Genomic DNA, 14,679 nt, shown 5'->3' with positions numbered 1-14,679 from the left:
TGGACCAATGGGACGAAGGATCGAGGCGGGGCGGATTGCCCTGGCCCTGGCTCTGGCCACATTCGTCGCGGCGCATGGCGGGGCCGGGCGTGCGGTCGGACAGACTCTGCCGAGCGCCGAGTCCGAACGGATGTCGCCGGGCCGCGAATCCCCGACCCTGGGCGAATCGCCGGGCGCGGGCAGCCGGCCGCTGGGCAATTCTCCCGGGGATGCCGACTCGATCCTGCTGGGCAGGCCTGGGCGATCGGGGCCGCGCGTTTCCAATACACTGACGCGGCCGGCCGGGCCGTTCGAGCCGCAGGCTCCGGCCGGGATCACCAAGCCGATCCGCCGAGAGCAGGCCCAACTCCCCACGCTCGGCCCCCTGGCCCTGCCCGGCGAGCGGTTCGAGGAGGACGAGGGGCCCGCCGACGGCCTGACCCTCGACGCCGCCATCGAGCGATTGGTGCGAAGCAACCTCGACCTGCGCACCCAGTTCGTCGAGATCCCCCAGGCCGACGCCGATATCCTGACCGCCAGCCTGCGAGCCAACCCCCTCTTCTACGCGGACGCCAACGCCGTCCCCTACGGCAACTTCTCGCCGGCGAGGCCGGGCGGCCAGACGCAGTACGACGTCAGCGTCACCTACCCGTTCGACGTCAGCAAGAAGCGCAAGTCGCGGATGATGGTCGCCTTCCGCGCCAAGCGGGTGCTGGAGGCTCAGTTCCAGGACGCCGTTCGGCTCCAGATCGACAACCTCTATAACGCCTACATCGACGTGCTGGCCGCCCGCGAGACCCTTCGGTTTGCCCGCGCCGCGCTCGAGGGGCTCAATCAGCTCCAGTCCACCTCCAGCCAGCTCTTCAAGTCGGGGACCAAGACCGAGGCGGAGCTGAATCAGGTACGGATCCAGCGCACCTCCGCGGTGCTCCAGGTCCGCGAGGCCGAGGGGGGCGTCCGCCGGACCAAGCGAGCGCTGTCGGTGCTCCTCAACCTGCCCCTCGATCAGGCCGACGGCTTGGAGCTGCGAGGCACGATCCTCGACCTCTTCGACGAGCCCCCGCCCGACGAGAAGCTCATCGAGATCGCACTCGGCTGCCGCCCCGACCTGAACGCCTTCCGCCTGGGCATCGAGCGGGCCCACTCCGACGTCAAGCTCGCGCAGGCCAACAAGTATGCCGACGTCTACTTCATGGCCGCGCCCTACGTCTTCCAGAACAACGCCCCCTTCGGCACCAAGAGCGCCCACTCCTGGTCGGTGGCCGTCACCGTCCCCATCCCGGTCTACAACCGCAATCAGGGGAACATCCAGCGGGCCCGCCTGAACGTCACCCAGACTCAGATCGGCATGGCCGCTCTGGAGGAGAAGGTCCGCGGCGAAGTCCTGGAAGCCGACCAGGAATACGACCTGTCCAAGGCTGCCCTCGCCGAGATCCGCGAGGAGCTCCTCCCCGAAGCTTCCCAGGTGCGCAACACCGCCCTGCGGCTCTACCTGGGCGGCGAGACCGCCGTGGCCCCCTACCTTGAAGCCCAGCGCGACTACAATGAAGTTGTCCGCCAGTACCGCGATGCCCTGGTCAGACATCGCCGGAGCATGCTCGAGCTGAACACCGCCTTGGGCACCCGCGCCCTCCCCTGAGCCCCGGCCTCCAACCCTGGATTTTCACGCAAGCACATGCGATCCTGGCCGATTGTTGCCCGGACCCAACCACGGAGCTTCCCCCCATGGCGACCGACAATGCGGCCTTGACGCGCAGGTGGCTGGACGAGGTCTGGAACCAGCGCAGGCTGGAGACCGTCGACGAGCTGCTGCACGACGACGGAGTCTGCCACTCGTCGATGGGTGACCTCCAGGGCAAGGCCGGGTTCCTCGAAGGGCAGTTCGCGGTCATGACCGGGGCCTTCCCGGACATCCGGCTCGAAATCGAGGACGTGGTGGCGAGCGGCGACGTCACCGTCGCCCGATGGGTCGTCAGCGGCACCCACACCGGCGAGGGGCTGGGGTTCTCCCCCACCGGCCGCACCGTCCGCGTCGTCGGCATCACCTGGGTCCGGTTCGTCGATGGTAAGATGGTCGAAGGTTGGGATTACTGGGACAGGGCCCAGCTTTACGAAGAGCTGGGCGTCGCAGCCACAGTCTGAGGGGCGGGGGCTCGATGCCGATCTACATTGATGCCGATGCCTGCCCTGTGAAGGCCGAGATCTACAAGGTCGCGGCGCGCTATGAAATTCAGGTCTACGTCGTCTCCAACGCGTCGATGATCATGCCCAAGGAGGGGCTCGTCGAGATGGTCCTCGTCAAAGGGGGATTCGACATCGCCGACGACTGGATCGCCGAGCGGGCGACCGTGGGCGACATCGTCGTGACGTCGGACATCCCACTGGCCGAGCGCTGCCTGAATGCGGGGGCCCGGGTGCTCGGGCCCAAGGGAGACCCATTCAACGAAGACTCGATCGGCAACGCCATGGCCACCCGTGCCTTGCTGGACATGCTCAGGCAGTCGGGCGAGTTCCGCGGCGGCCCCTCCCCCTATTCCAAGGCCGACCGGTCGCGGTTCCTGGCCAAGCTCGACGAGACGATCCACGCGGCGAAGCGCGACCGGAAGTGAAGGCCGGCTTCCAACCCGGGGGCGTCGGGGCGTATCATGGTCCACCCGCCCGCGCGAACCTCGCGGCCGGGAAGAGTGTCGGACCTGTGCCAGGTCCGCGGACCGTGTGTTTGTCCGGGTCGAGTCGAATGCCGGGGGAGATGGGACCGTGAAGAGCGTCGCCGTGGTGGGTGCCAGTGGGGCCGTGGGGCAGGTGATGATCCGCCTGCTGGAAGAACGCAACTTCCCCATCAGCCAGATCAAGTTCCTGGCATCCGGCCGGAGCGCGGGCAAATCGATCACGTTCCGGGGCGAGATGCACGCCATCGAGCCGCTGACGGCCGACGCCTTCCGGGGCGTCGACATCGTCCTGTCCAGCACCCCCGCCTCGGTCTCCCGCGAGTTCAGCCCGCTAGCCGCCAGGGCGGGCGCCGTCGTGGTCGACAATTCGAGCGCCTGGCGCATGGACCCCGAGGTGCCGCTGGTTGTCCCCGAGGTCAATCCCGGCGACGTGGCCCGGCACAAGGGGATCATCGCCAACCCCAATTGCTCGACCATCCAGATGGTCGTCGCCCTGAAGCCCCTGCACGACGCCGCCCGCATCAGGCGCATCATCGTCAGCACCTACCAGTCGGTCTCGGGCGCCGGCCAGAGCGGCCTGGAAGAGCTGAGGGCCCAGAACGAGGCCGCCGTCCACGGTATGTCCGCCCCCACGCCCAACAAGTTCGCCCACCCGATCGCTTATAACTGCATCCCCCAGATCGATGACTTCCTGGAGAGCGGCTACACCAAGGAAGAGATGAAGATGGTGCTCGAGACCCGCAAGATCATGGGGGACGACTCCATCGACGTCTGCCCGACCTGCGTGCGCGTGCCCGTCCTCTATTCCCACAGCGAGTCGATCCTGGTCGAGACCGAGCGGCCGCTGACCCCCACGCAGGCCCGCGCCCTCTGGGCCAACGCCCCCGGCGTGGTCGTGCTGGACGACCCCTCCGTCAAGCAGTACCCGCTGCCCGCCGCCGCCGCGGGCTCCGACGACGTCTTCGTCGGCCGGATCCGCCAGGACCTGGCCAGGCCCAACGCCCTGCTCTTCTGGTGCGTCAGCGACAACCTCCGCAAAGGGGCCGCCACCAACGCGGTCCAGATCGCCGAAGAGCTGCTGAAGCTCGACCCGGTCGGCGCCTGATGACGTGCTGAGAAACATCAAGCTCGTCCTGAGCTACGACGGCACCGAGTTCTCCGGCTGGCAGCGTCAGCCAGACCGGAGGACCGTGCAGCAGGTGCTCGAAGAAGCCCTGGGCGAACTGACCGGCGTCCAGCCCCCGACCAACGCCAGCGGTCGGACCGACGCCGGTGTGCACGCGCTGGGGCAGGTCGTCCACTTCCTCACCGCCTCGAAGCACCCGGCCAGTGTCTTCGTCAAGGCGCTCAACGCCAAGCTTCCGGCCGACGTCCGCATCCTCTCCGCCGAGGACGTCCCGCAAGCCTTCCACTGCACCCTCGATGCCAAATCGAAGCGCTATCGCTACGTCATCGACAATAGCCCGATCGCCGACCCGTTTCTCCGCCGCACGGCCTGGCACGTCTTCCAGCCGCTGGACGACGCCGCCATGCAGCGGGCCGGGCAAGCCCTGGTCGGCCGGCACGACTTCCACAGCTTCGAGACCCACTGGCCCAATCGCACTAGCAGCGTCCGGACGATCTATGATCTGACCGTGACCCGCGTAGGGAGCCTCGTCACGCTGGAGGTCGAGGCCGATGGATTCCTGTACAACATGGTCCGGTCGATCACCGGAACACTGACGCTCGTCGGCACCGGCCGCCGCCCCGAAGGCTGGGTCGCGGACGCCCTGGCCGCCGAGGATCGCGCCGAGGCCGGCCCGACCGCGCCGCCTCAGGGGCTGTTCATGCTCTACGTCCGCTACTGATCCAAGGCGAGGTCGACCGTTGAAGATCGTCCACGTCATCACGCGCCTGATCCTCGGCGGGGCCCAGGAAAATACCCTGCTCACCGTCGAGGGGCTGCACCACCGCCACCGCGATGACGTGACCCTGATCACCGGACCCGCCGAAGGCCCCGAAGGGGACCTCTTCGAACGGGCCGCCGCGCAGGGCCTCAAGGTCGAACTGATGCCCGAGCTGGTCCGCGCCGTCCGGCCGATGACCGACTACCGGGCCTACCGCGCCTTGCGGCAATCGATCCGCCGCCTGAAGCCCGACGTGGTGCATACGCACAGCTCCAAGGCGGGGATCGTCGGCCGGGCCGCGGCCTGGGACGAGCGTGTGCCCGCGGTGGTCCACACCATTCACGGCCTGCCGTTCGGGCCCAGCGAATCGGCCTTCAAGAACCGCCTTTACGTCGCCCTGGAGCGCTGGGCGGGCAGGCGCTGCCACTCGATCGTCAGCGTCTGCGACGCCATGACCGACCAGGCGCTCGCCGCCGGCGTCGGCCGCCCCGGCCAGTTCAGCACGGTCTACAGCGGCATGGACGTTGACTCGTTCTTGAACCCAGGCCGCCCCCGCGCCGAGGTCCGCCGCGAGCTTGGGCTGGCCGACGATGAGGTCGCCTTCGCCACGGTCGCCCGGCTTTTCGAGCGCAAGGGGCACGATGATATCCTGGCCGCGGCGCCCGCCGTGCTCGCGGCCAACCCCAAAGTCCGGTTCGTCTTCATCGGCGACGGGATCTTGCGAGACCGCCTGAAGGCCGACGCCGCGGGGCTGGGTATCGGCCACGCCATCATCTTCACCGGCCTGGTCCCACCCGGGCGCATCCCCGAGCTGATCCATGGCGTCGACGCCGTGGTCCACCCCAGCCTGCGCGAAGGCCTGGCCAGGGTCCTGCCGCAGGCGCTCATCTCGGGCCGGCCCGCGATCAGCTACGACGTCGACGGCGCCCGCGAAGTCGTCCTGCCCGAGACCGGGATCCTGCTGCCCGACCGCTCGGTCGACGGCCTGACCGCCGCGATCCTCAGGCTTGCCGGCGACCCCGACTTGCGGGACGCCATGGGCCTGGAGGGGCGGCGGCTGTTTGCCGACCGGTTCCGCGAGGAGACGATGGTCGACGCCCTGCGGCTACTTTACGGACGCCTTCTCGACGGCCGGATCATTGCGGATGGCCATTGAGTCGCCCGGCCGCAGCAGGGCGAAGTGGATCGTCTGCGACATCCCCTTGTTTAGGTTGAACCCGGAGAGGTCCTCGCAAACGTCCACCTTCAGCGAGGTGTCCTTGAGCAGCACCGACAGCTCCTTGGGCGTGACCGCGGCGATGGCCAGCCCGCTGCTGCGGACCCGCTCATACAGCGCGGGCCTGCTGAAGGCCTGCGCGGCCGGCTGCTTCAGGGCGTAGATGATGCTGGGCTCCTGGAACGAGAAGAGGATCGGCTCGGCCTTGTGCTTCGAGGCCAGGTCGCCCAGCCGCTCGCCCACCAGCAAGGGCATCCGGAACGGCTCGGCCGCCGGCATCGTCCACGAAGCCGTGACGAACAGGGCCAGCGCCCACGAGATGGCCAGGGCCTGCGCGGCCCTGTGGGTCGCGCCGGTGTGGAACCTCTCGATGGCCGCCAGGGTGCCCGCCGCCAGCAAGGCCGCAGTCAGCATCAGCGGCAGGAACAGCGGCGAAGGGAGCACGAACGCTCCGGCCGCCAGGCCGACCACGCCGGTCATCGCCACACCGCCGAGGAGCCCGACCGCCAGCCGGCCCAGCGGCCAGCGGCGCAGGCTCACCTCATCGCGGGCCACCAGCTCCACCAGCCAGGCCACCAGAAGGGCGCAGGCCGGCAGGGAGGGATAGTAGTAGTGGACCAGCTTCGTCCGCACGCACTCGAGCATCAGCCAGGGGCCGACGATCCAGCCCATCAGGAACCCCAAGGTGGGATTTGCCTTGCGGCGCGACCAGGCCGCCAGCAAGGCCGCAGGCAGCAGGGCCGACCAGGGGTGGAACGTCCCCAAGACCATCACGAGGTAATAGCCGGGGAAGCCGCCGTGCTCCTCCATGCCGGTCGTCACCCGTCGGACGACCTGGTCGCCGACGGCGAACCGGTAGAACTCGCCCTTGGTGATCACGCCCACCAGGATGTACCAGGGGGCCGTCAAGACCAGGAACGTGGCGACGCCCCAGCGATATTGCAGCCGGCTCCAGCCCGCCGTGGGCCCGCCAAACGCCCAGGTCGCAAGTCCCGCCGCGGCCAGAAACGCCGGCCCGACCGGCCCTTTCGTTAGCGTAGCCAGCGACAGCAGGATCCAGAAGCCGGCCGCCGCGCGGGTCGACGGCCTCTGATGAAGCACCCAGAGGCAGGCCTGGCAGCCCAGCAAGAACAGGGCAAGCGTGGCATCGGTGGTGGCCAGCTTGGACTCCACGAACACCAGAGGCGCCGTGGCCATGGCAAGGGCCGCGACCAGCCCCGCGCGGGGGCCGACCGCGGCGCGGGCCAGGGCCCAGACGCCCAGGCACAGCGCCGAGCCGGCCAGCGCCGAGACGAGGCGGACGCCGAATGGGGTGTCGCCGAAGACGGCCGTCGTGGCCCCCATCAGCCAGTAGGCGAAGATTGGCTTGTGGTAGCGGGGCTCGCCGTTGAAGGAGGGGATCATCCAGTCGCCGCTGGCCCGCATCTCGCGCACGGCCACGGCGTACCGCGGCTCATCGCGGTCGAACAGGCCGACCCGGTCGTTGCCGGCCAGATTCAGGGCCAGCGTCAGGCCCAGGATCAAGGCGGCCTCCATGGCCAGCCGCCTCGGCCGGCCACGGTCCTCGTCCGGCAACAACGGCGCGAGCTCTTGCGCACCCATGCGTCTGCCCCTTCCTTGGTCAACGGCCCCCCCGGGCGCATCGCGCCCCGGGCTGCGGCCGACCTCCCTCCCCTCCTGGCAGGGATGTCGACCATGGCCGCCGGCAGTATAATCAACCCGGCCGGATCGGTTGAGCCCGGTTTACCGGACGCCCCCTCTCCCACACCGGCGACGAGAGAATCCTCCCGATGGTGCACCAGACTGAAGCCGCGTGCCTTCTCCAGACAGGCGCCTTGTACAAGCACAGGATCGGCTTGCGCTCAGACGAGGTCGCCGACCCTGTTTTCGCGGGCTTCAAGGCCGGGGCGTTCTCGCTCTACTATGGCGACGCCCCCATCTATCACTTCGACCTCGACGGCCGCTGGCAGCGTGCCTACGTCGGGGCCACCCACTACCTCAAGGCACTGGACACCAGCGTCCAGGCCATCGATCGCGTCCGGGTGGGCGAGAACCTCGTCCTACGCAGGCGGACACTTCCTTACGCCGAAGCGGCCGACCTGGACGCCTCCATTCGCTCCGCCGCGATCGAGCTTGCGGAGGCCGCCTCGTCCGGAGAGATGCGCCGCCTGGAGCCGCCGCCGGCCGCCCACTCGATCGACCCCGAGACCTTGCGCGACACGCTCGACCGGATCGCCGGCTGGGACGCCGCCGCCTGGTTCGCAGCCCGCGAGCGCTACCTCGACACCTACGGCCCGCTGCCGTTCCTCCCCCCCGACTGCCAGAATGCCCTGACGCTCCAGGCCACGATGGGGCCCTCCGACGAGTGGGGCCTCGGCGGCGGGAAGCGGGCGGCCTCGGACTCCTGGCGCGAGGTCCGCACCCGGCGGCAGTTCGCCGACCACATCAAGGCCGTTTCCAGGCTCATCGGCCGGCGCGAGTTCCAGTACCGCGTCCTCTTCCTGGCCGGGTCCGATGTCCTCCGGCTGCCGATTGACGACGTGGCGGGCTATCTGGAGGAGGCGATCGCCCGATTCCCGATCGGCACCGAGCCCGGCGACGAGGCGGTCCCCGGCTCGCATCGGTTCCGGGGCGTGCACGCTTCTCTGGACGAATTCTCCCGACCCAGGCCCGACGCCCGGGGCTTCCAGCGCCTGGCCGCCCTCGGCCTGCGTCGGGTCCATCTCGGCATCGAGTCGGGCGACCGGGCCTTGCGCTCGAACCTGGGGCGATCCTGGTCCGACGACGATCTCGTCGCGTTGGTCGTCGACCTCAAGCGGGCCGGCCTGGGCGTCAGCCTGGTCACGCTGCTGGGCATCGGCGGCCTGGACGCCTCAGATCGCCACGTCGCGGCCACCGCCGGCTTGATCTCGCGGGTCGCCGTTGCGGGCCTGGGCGTCGGCGACCTCGTCTCGATGGTCGACGCCGCCGACCTGCCGGGAAGTGCCGCCGCCACAGGAGTCGACGTCGTCACGCAGGAGGCCGAGATCCGCCGCCTGGTCGGCTCCGCACCGGGCGGATCGGCCGTCAAGCTCGTGAAGTACAACCCAGAGAAGCAGTGGCGTTAGGTGGGAGCGGCCTAGAACGAATAAGGGACGCCGAACCGGCCGATCTCCAGCCCCTCCAGGCGGAGGTCGGCCAGTTCGCGGGCGATCTGCTCGCGATAGCGGGCCTTCATGTGGACGGCGATCCAGCGGGCGGGATGAGAGACCTTGCTCGCCTCGACGGCGAAGCGTGCCGGGGTCATGTGCATCGAGACGGCCGCCAGCCATTCGAGCTCGTCGGGGAACGAGGCCTCCAGGAAGACCGCATCCAGCCGAGGTGTGGCCGAGGCAAGCCGCCAGAGGGCCTCGGTCGGGCCCGTGTCCGAGGCGATCACCACGGCAGAATGGTCGTCCTCGATCAGGAACCCCATCGTCGGCACGACGTGATTGACCTCGACGGGCGTGATCCGCAGGCCTTCCACTTCGATCGTCCGCAAGTGCTCCAGGCTCCCGAGCCTGAGGAACGAGAGCCCCCCCTCGGCCATGCCGAGGAAGTCGGGCCAGACCCGCCCGTTGAAGACGTCGGTGCGCAAGCAGTCGAGCACGGCTTTGCTGCCGTGGACCGTCACGCAAGCGTCGCCCGCCTCGTAGGCGTTCTCGGCGAAGATGGGAAGGCTGGCGATGTGGTCGGCGTGGGTGTGCGAGATCAGGACGTGCTGCACCTTCGCCTGCTCGACCGGAGTCAGGTAGAAGCCCAGGCAGCCTGCGTCGACGGCGACCGAGTCGTTGATGAGGTAGGAGATCAGGTACTGTTCCTGATGCTGCCCGGGCGGCGTCATCGACGACGGGATGATCGTGACCTTCACGCGACGATCCCCAGGGGGAGGACGAGGTCTCGGCCAAGCCTACCACGCACAAGGCGTGCGGGCAGGCGCGAGCCCGACCGATTTCCCGATCCCCCCGCGAGATAGGGCGCCGCGGGCCTTCCGCGGGAGCACCGCAGGCCATGTGCTAAAGTTCCCCTCGGTGGCCCCTTTCTAAGGCCGAAGAGTCTCAAAGGCCGCCGGGGAGGCTCGCCGGATGCGGACGCAACGACCCGACGCTCGCCCCTGGATCGGCCTCATCCTGACCGCGGCGGCCCTGGCCTGCCCCTGGTTGCCTGCCCCGGGTCCCCGGATTCTGGCGGCGGCCGACCGGAACTGGGCGACGCCCGCCGCAGCCGCGACCCGATGGACGGGGACCGGTTCATGCTCGGCGCTCGACTGCCACGGCGGGGTTGCCGGACTGGGGGCCACCGGCCTGAAGGGCTCGGAATACACCGCCTGGGCGATGCGTGACCCTCACGCCAAGGCCTACGAGGCCCTGCTGACCCCGCGTGCCCGTCGGATGCTGGCCCGTTACAGGGGGATGCCCGACGCGGCCGAGGCGCGGCCCGGCGACGAGGTGCTCTGCCTGTCGTGCCATGTCCATCAGGAGTACAACCCCTCGCTCGTCGAGGATGACCGCCTGCTGAATTTCGAGGCCACGACCAAGGCCGACGGCGTGGGCTGCGAGAGCTGCCACGGGGCCGCCGGCGGCTGGCTTGCCCAGCACGGCTCGGCCGCCTGGAAGGGGCTCAGCCTGTCGGGCCAGCTCAGCGACGCTCGCAAGCAGCGCGAATTTGGCATGGTGGCGACGAAGGACCTGGTTGAGCGTGGGCGGCGTTGCGTGGCGTGCCATGTCGGCGACGGCCGTGCCGACGTCAACCACGACCTCATCGCCGCAGGCCACCCCAGGCTCGAATTCGAGTACGCCAGCCAGATGGCCCGCTATCCCAAGCACTGGCTCGTCGAGGACGACAAGCGGCGCGACCCATCGTACGAGGCCCGCGCCTGGGCCGTTGGCCGGGCTCTCTCGGCTCAGGCGGCTCTCTCCCTACTCTCGTGGCGTGCCGAGGCCTCGAAGGCTCGTGGCGATGGGCTTGCGAGCGGTGCGCATGCGCTGGCCACGCCGCCGGCCTGGCCCGAGTTCTCGGAATATGAATGCGCCTCGTGCCACCACGACCTGTCGAACCCCGCGACCAGGCCCGGCCAGAATGCGGGCCGCGGGCCGCTGGCATGGGGAAGCTGGTTCGCTCCCTCGACGCGGTTTCTGGCCGGGGTCGTCGGCCAGGACGTGCCCTGGCTTGGTTCCCTGGAACGGGAAATGCGCCGGCCTTCGCCCAGCCCGGCCGCGGCGGCCGACCTTGCCCGCCAGGGAGTTGTTCGGTTGGAGGCCCTGATCGAGACGCTACGCGCGATGCCGCTGGAACCGGGCGATGCATCACGGCTGATCGGGGCGATGATGGCATCGGGGGGTGACATCGCCCCGATCAGCCGCGACCGCGCCGAAGCGACGGCACTGGGGCTCCGGGCGATGGCCAGGCGGCTGGTGGACGACGACCCGAGGCGAGCCGAGACGCTGTTCATCCGCGAATTGTCGGGCTATCTTGATGTGTTCCGGGCCCCGGGAAGCCGCGAAGGGCTGACCGACGACCAGGCACGCGAGTTGGCCCGACGCTGGGCGACGTTGCGGGCGACCCCCCTTGGTTCGTCCGACTGATTGAAGGAGCGGCGCGTGCACGCGAAGTACCCGGGATGGCGGCTCGGCATGGCCGGCCTGGCGCTGCTGACGGTCTTGGTCCTGACCCCACGCCGCGAAGGCCGGGGCCAGGACGGAGGCGGCGCCGGTGCGTCGAGGCGGCTGTATGTCGGAGCCCAGGGGTGCGCCCAGTGCCACGCGACCGGGGCCAGGAACGTCGTCGCCGACGCCGAGGCTCGCGACGTCTCTTGGGTCAAGCTTGATGAGTACGTGACCTGGAGCACGCAGGACAACCACTCCAAGGCCTATTCCAGGCTGGCCGGCGTCTGGAAGGAGCGGACGGCCTCGATGTCGGCCCTTCTGGGCTACGACGCCCTGAACGATCGTCGATGCCTGAGCTGCCACTCGACCTGGGCTCCCGAGGATGAGCGAGGTCGCCCCTTCTCGCTGGCCGAAGGGGTGACCTGCACCGCCTGCCACGGCCCCGACTCCGGCTGGATCTTGCCGCACGGGCTCGACCCGAAGTGGCGCACCCTGCCGCCGGCCGAGAAAGAGGCGAAGGGGCTGGTCAACTTGCGCGATCCGGTGAAGCGTGCCTCGACCTGCCTGGCCTGCCACGTCGGCAATCATGAGCAAGGGAAGGTGCTGACCCACGAGATGTACGCCGCCGGCCACCCGCCGCTGCCGGGCATCGAGGTGGGCGCCTTCAGCAAGGCCCAGCCCCGCCACTGGCGGCTCAACCGCCAGAACTCCGAGGCCACCAAGGCGATCCTGAAGGTGGATCCGACCGAGCTGGAGGAGACCCGGTTCACCGTGATCGCCGGCGTCGTCAGCCTGCGGCACGCGATGGACCTGCTGGCCGCCACCACGGAGCAGGGGGTCGCCGACGGCACCAGCGAGTTCGGCCGGTTCGACTGCCAGTCGTGCCACCACGAGCTGAGGCGGCCGAGCTGGCGCCAGGCCCGAGGCGCTGTCGGCCCGCCGGGACGCCCACGCCCGCCGGCCTGGCCCGATGCCCTGATCGACCTGGCCCTGCACCTCGTCGAGTCCGCCCCCTCGGGCGACACGACCTTGCGGCCCCGATACGACGCGGCGCGGTCCACGCTTGCTGAGGCCTTCAGCGACCGACCGTTCGGCGACCCCGCCCGGGTTGTCCCCGCCTCGCGGGTAATCTCGGCGTGGTCGGACGATCTTGTCGCTGCGATCAAGTCGACGAAGATCAACGCCGAGGCGGGCCGGCGTGCCCTGGCCCGGCTCGTCGAACGCGGCCGCGGCTCCAAATTCATCGATCCCGACGCCGCCAAGCAGCTTGCCTGGGCCTATCAGACCATCCGCGGCGAGTTGGTCGAGATCGGCGCCACGCCGGCCGATCCCGCGTATGACGCCGTGATGGACAGGCTGGACGAGGGGCTCGGACTGGCGATTCCGACCGGCCCGAAGCGCGACCCGGTGGCCCTGCTCTCGCAACGCCTGAAGGCCCTGAGCGACTACGACCCGGCGCAGTTCCGCCGCGACTTCGACGAGCTGGCCCGCCTGGCGCCGGCCGGGCCCTGACGGTCCGGGTTCCGCCACGTTATTATGGCGGTGCCCCCGCGTCCCACTCCCCCCGCGAGCAGACGATGATCGTCCAGAGGCTCCACGAGATCCAGGAACGCTGCGGGTATCTGCCCGAGGCCGAGATGCGGGCCCTCTCCGCTGAGATCGGCGAGCCCCTGCACAGGCTGCATGAGGTGGCCAGCTTCTTCCCACACTATCGCCTGGCTCCCGGCCCCGCGGCCCGCGTGCTCGTCTGCCGAGACATGGCCTGCCACCTCAGGGGGGCCGCGGAGCTGGAGACCGACCTGAAGGGCCTGGCCAACGAGCTGGGCGAGGCCAAGCTGACCGTGGGCAAGGCCTCGTGCCTGGGCCGCTGCGATCACGCCCCCTCGGTGGTCATCAATGACAAGGTCTACTGGGACAAGTCGGCGTCCGAGCTGCGTGAGATGATCCGCCTGGCCGTCGTCGACCCGACGCAGCCCCCCATGCAGCACGCCAGCCGGGTGAAGCCGGGCTGGAAGATCGACCCCTACGACGGCGAGCCCCGCTACGAAGCCGCCCGCAAGCTGGCGCAGGGGGGCGATGTCGATGCGGCCCTGGAGCAGATGGAGACGTCGAAGCTCTTCGGCATGGGAGGCGCCGCATTCGCCACTACCCATAAGTGGAAGTCGGTGCGGAAGGCCCCCGGGGCGATCAAGTACGTCGTCTGCAACGGCGACGAGAGCGAGCCGGGGACCTTCAAGGACCGCGACCTGATGCGGCTCGCCCCCCACTTGGTCGTCGAGGGGGTGATCATTGGCGCCCTGGTCATCGGCGCCAGGCGAGGGACGATCTACATCCGCCACGAGTATGAGGAGGAGATCGCCGCGGTGAAGGCCGCCGTCGAGGCCGCCCGCGCGATGGGGGCCCTCGGCCCCGACATCTTCGGCACGGGCCGGGCGATGGAGATCGACGTCTTCGTCAGCCCCGGCGGCTACATCTGCGGCGAGGAGAGCGCGCTGCTGGAGGCGATGGAAGACCGCCGGGCCGAGCCGCGCAACAAGCCCCCGTTCCCCATGTATACGGGGCTTTATGGCAAACCGACTTTGATCAATAACGTCGAGACCCTGAGCTGGGTCCCCTCGATCCTGCTCAACGGTGGCGCCTGGTATCGCGACCAGGGGATCGGCGGCGGGACCGGGCTGAGGTTCTTCTCGATCGCCGGCGACGTTGAGCGGCCCGGGGTGTATGAGATCCCCACGGGGACGACCCTGCGGCGGCTTGTCTTCGACCACGCGGGCGGGATGCGCGGTGGCCAAGCCTTGCGGGCCGTGGCGTTCTCGGGCCCGTCGGGCGGCCTGACCCCGGCCCGGGTCAAGGTTGAGAACGTCGGCAGGCGTTGGTCCAAGGACCATCCGCCGGGCGATGACGGGACCTATGACGTGCTGGACCTGCCGCTGGAGCCAGAGTCGTTCCGCGCGATCGGCACGATGCTGGGCGCGGCGATCACGATCATCGGTGCCGAGGCAAATCTGCTCGACTTCGCGCTGAGCTGCCTGCGGTTCTACCGTGACGAGTCGTGCGGCAAGTGCGTCCCCTGCCGGGTCGGCTCGCAGAAGCTCGTGGACCTGGCCGAGTCACTGGCGCGTGGTAACTTCCCGAGATCGGGCCTGGGGCTGGTCGATGAGCTTTCCAGGGCGATGGTCCTGACGTCGATCTGCGGGCTGGGGATGGTGGCGCCCAGCCCCCTGACATCGCTCATCAAGCACTTCCCCGAGGCGGTCGAGCCCTACCTGGCACCGGCCCGCTGAGCGGCCCCAACGCACCCGAGG

Annotated in this window: 12 protein-coding genes; 10 read left to right on the top strand and 2 right to left on the bottom strand. The window is 69.5% G+C overall.

What is annotated here, in order from left to right:
* Nucleotides 1-7 precede the first annotated feature (7 nt).
* The 6 genes from EP7_RS26505 to EP7_RS26480 all read left to right on the top strand — a co-directional run bounded on the left by EP7_RS26505 (nucleotide 8) and on the right by EP7_RS26480 (nucleotide 5,690).
* The gene (locus EP7_RS26505; protein ID WP_463525263.1) at nucleotides 8-1,618 is read left to right on the top strand and encodes a TolC family protein; all 1,611 of its coding nucleotides are present in this window, start codon (nucleotides 8-10) and stop codon (nucleotides 1,616-1,618) included.
* A gap of 86 nt (nucleotides 1,619-1,704) precedes the next feature.
* Complete coding sequence (locus tag EP7_RS26500; RefSeq protein WP_463525262.1) at nucleotides 1,705-2,121, top strand: ester cyclase; 417 nt, start codon at nucleotides 1,705-1,707, stop codon at nucleotides 2,119-2,121.
* 14 nt (nucleotides 2,122-2,135) lie between these two features.
* A complete protein-coding gene (locus EP7_RS26495) occupies nucleotides 2,136-2,588 on the top strand; it encodes a YaiI/YqxD family protein (protein WP_463525261.1) in 453 nt (150 codons plus the stop codon).
* Nucleotides 2,589-2,736: 148 nt separating this feature from the next.
* Nucleotides 2,737-3,753: an aspartate-semialdehyde dehydrogenase gene (locus tag EP7_RS26490; RefSeq protein ID WP_463525260.1), complete on the top strand. Its 1,017-nt coding sequence runs from the start codon at nucleotides 2,737-2,739 to the stop codon at nucleotides 3,751-3,753.
* Nucleotides 3,754-3,757: 4 nt separating this feature from the next.
* Nucleotides 3,758-4,495 (top strand): tRNA pseudouridine(38-40) synthase TruA, encoded by a 738-nt coding sequence (truA, locus tag EP7_RS26485; protein WP_463525259.1) that lies wholly within the window; start codon nucleotides 3,758-3,760, stop codon nucleotides 4,493-4,495.
* Between the two features lie 19 nt (nucleotides 4,496-4,514).
* Nucleotides 4,515-5,690 carry a glycosyltransferase family 4 protein gene (locus EP7_RS26480; RefSeq protein ID WP_463525258.1) on the top strand — a complete coding sequence of 392 codons (1,176 nt, stop codon included), beginning with the start codon at nucleotides 4,515-4,517 and terminating at the stop codon, nucleotides 5,688-5,690.
* Here EP7_RS26480 and EP7_RS26475 read toward each other — a convergent pair.
* Entirely contained in the window at nucleotides 5,640-7,352 is a 1,713-nt protein-coding gene (locus tag EP7_RS26475) for an ArnT family glycosyltransferase (protein WP_463525257.1), read from the bottom strand. The genes EP7_RS26480 and EP7_RS26475 overlap by 51 nt on opposite strands.
* 188 nt (nucleotides 7,353-7,540) lie before the next feature.
* Here EP7_RS26475 and EP7_RS26470 point away from each other — a divergent pair, with 188 nt between their 5' ends.
* A complete protein-coding gene (locus EP7_RS26470) occupies nucleotides 7,541-8,857 on the top strand; it encodes a radical SAM protein (protein WP_463525256.1) in 1,317 nt (438 codons plus the stop codon).
* A gap of 11 nt (nucleotides 8,858-8,868) precedes the next feature.
* On the opposite strand, the gene EP7_RS26465 is transcribed toward EP7_RS26470, so the two are convergent.
* A complete protein-coding gene (locus EP7_RS26465; RefSeq protein ID WP_463525255.1) occupies nucleotides 8,869-9,639 on the bottom strand; it encodes a 3',5'-cyclic-nucleotide phosphodiesterase in 771 nt (256 codons plus the stop codon).
* Nucleotides 9,640-9,853: 214 nt separating this feature from the next.
* On the opposite strand from EP7_RS26465, the gene EP7_RS26460 reads away from it, so the two are divergent.
* The 3 genes from EP7_RS26460 to EP7_RS26450 are packed head-to-tail and all read left to right on the top strand — an operon-like array spanning nucleotide 9,854 to nucleotide 14,658.
* The gene (locus EP7_RS26460; RefSeq protein WP_463525254.1) at nucleotides 9,854-11,353 is read left to right on the top strand and encodes a multiheme c-type cytochrome; all 1,500 of its coding nucleotides are present in this window, start codon (nucleotides 9,854-9,856) and stop codon (nucleotides 11,351-11,353) included.
* 15 nt (nucleotides 11,354-11,368) lie between these two features.
* Nucleotides 11,369-12,886: a multiheme c-type cytochrome gene (locus tag EP7_RS26455; protein ID WP_463525253.1), complete on the top strand. Its 1,518-nt coding sequence runs from the start codon at nucleotides 11,369-11,371 to the stop codon at nucleotides 12,884-12,886.
* Nucleotides 12,883-14,658, top strand: coding sequence for an NAD(P)H-dependent oxidoreductase subunit E (locus tag EP7_RS26450; RefSeq protein WP_463528468.1), 1,776 nt, complete (start codon nucleotides 12,883-12,885; stop codon nucleotides 14,656-14,658). Before EP7_RS26455 ends, EP7_RS26450 begins: the two co-directional genes overlap by 4 nt.
* The last annotated feature ends 21 nt before the right edge of the window (nucleotides 14,659-14,679 follow it).

This window comes from Isosphaeraceae bacterium EP7, from assembly GCA_038400315.1.
In the GTDB taxonomy this organism is placed as follows: domain Bacteria; phylum Planctomycetota; class Planctomycetia; order Isosphaerales; family Isosphaeraceae; genus EP7.
Note: the sequence above shows the minus strand (reverse complement) of the source record. Positions and strands in the feature narration are given on the sequence as shown.

Excerpts from the sequence above, each read along its gene's own strand:
- EP7_RS26470 (WP_463525256.1), top strand. The coding sequence starts at position 7,541 with ATGGTGCACCAGACTGAAGCCGCGTGCCTTCTCCAGACAGGCGCCTTG.
- EP7_RS26475 (WP_463525257.1), bottom strand. The coding sequence starts at position 7,352 with ATGGGTGCGCAAGAGCTCGCGCCGTTGTTGCCGGACGAGGACCGTGGC.
- EP7_RS26500 (WP_463525262.1), top strand. The coding sequence starts at position 1,705 with ATGGCGACCGACAATGCGGCCTTGACGCGCAGGTGGCTGGACGAGGTC.
- EP7_RS26495 (WP_463525261.1), top strand. The coding sequence starts at position 2,136 with ATGCCGATCTACATTGATGCCGATGCCTGCCCTGTGAAGGCCGAGATC.
- EP7_RS26505 (WP_463525263.1), top strand. The coding sequence starts at position 8 with ATGGGACGAAGGATCGAGGCGGGGCGGATTGCCCTGGCCCTGGCTCTG.
- EP7_RS26460 (WP_463525254.1), top strand. The coding sequence starts at position 9,854 with ATGCGGACGCAACGACCCGACGCTCGCCCCTGGATCGGCCTCATCCTG.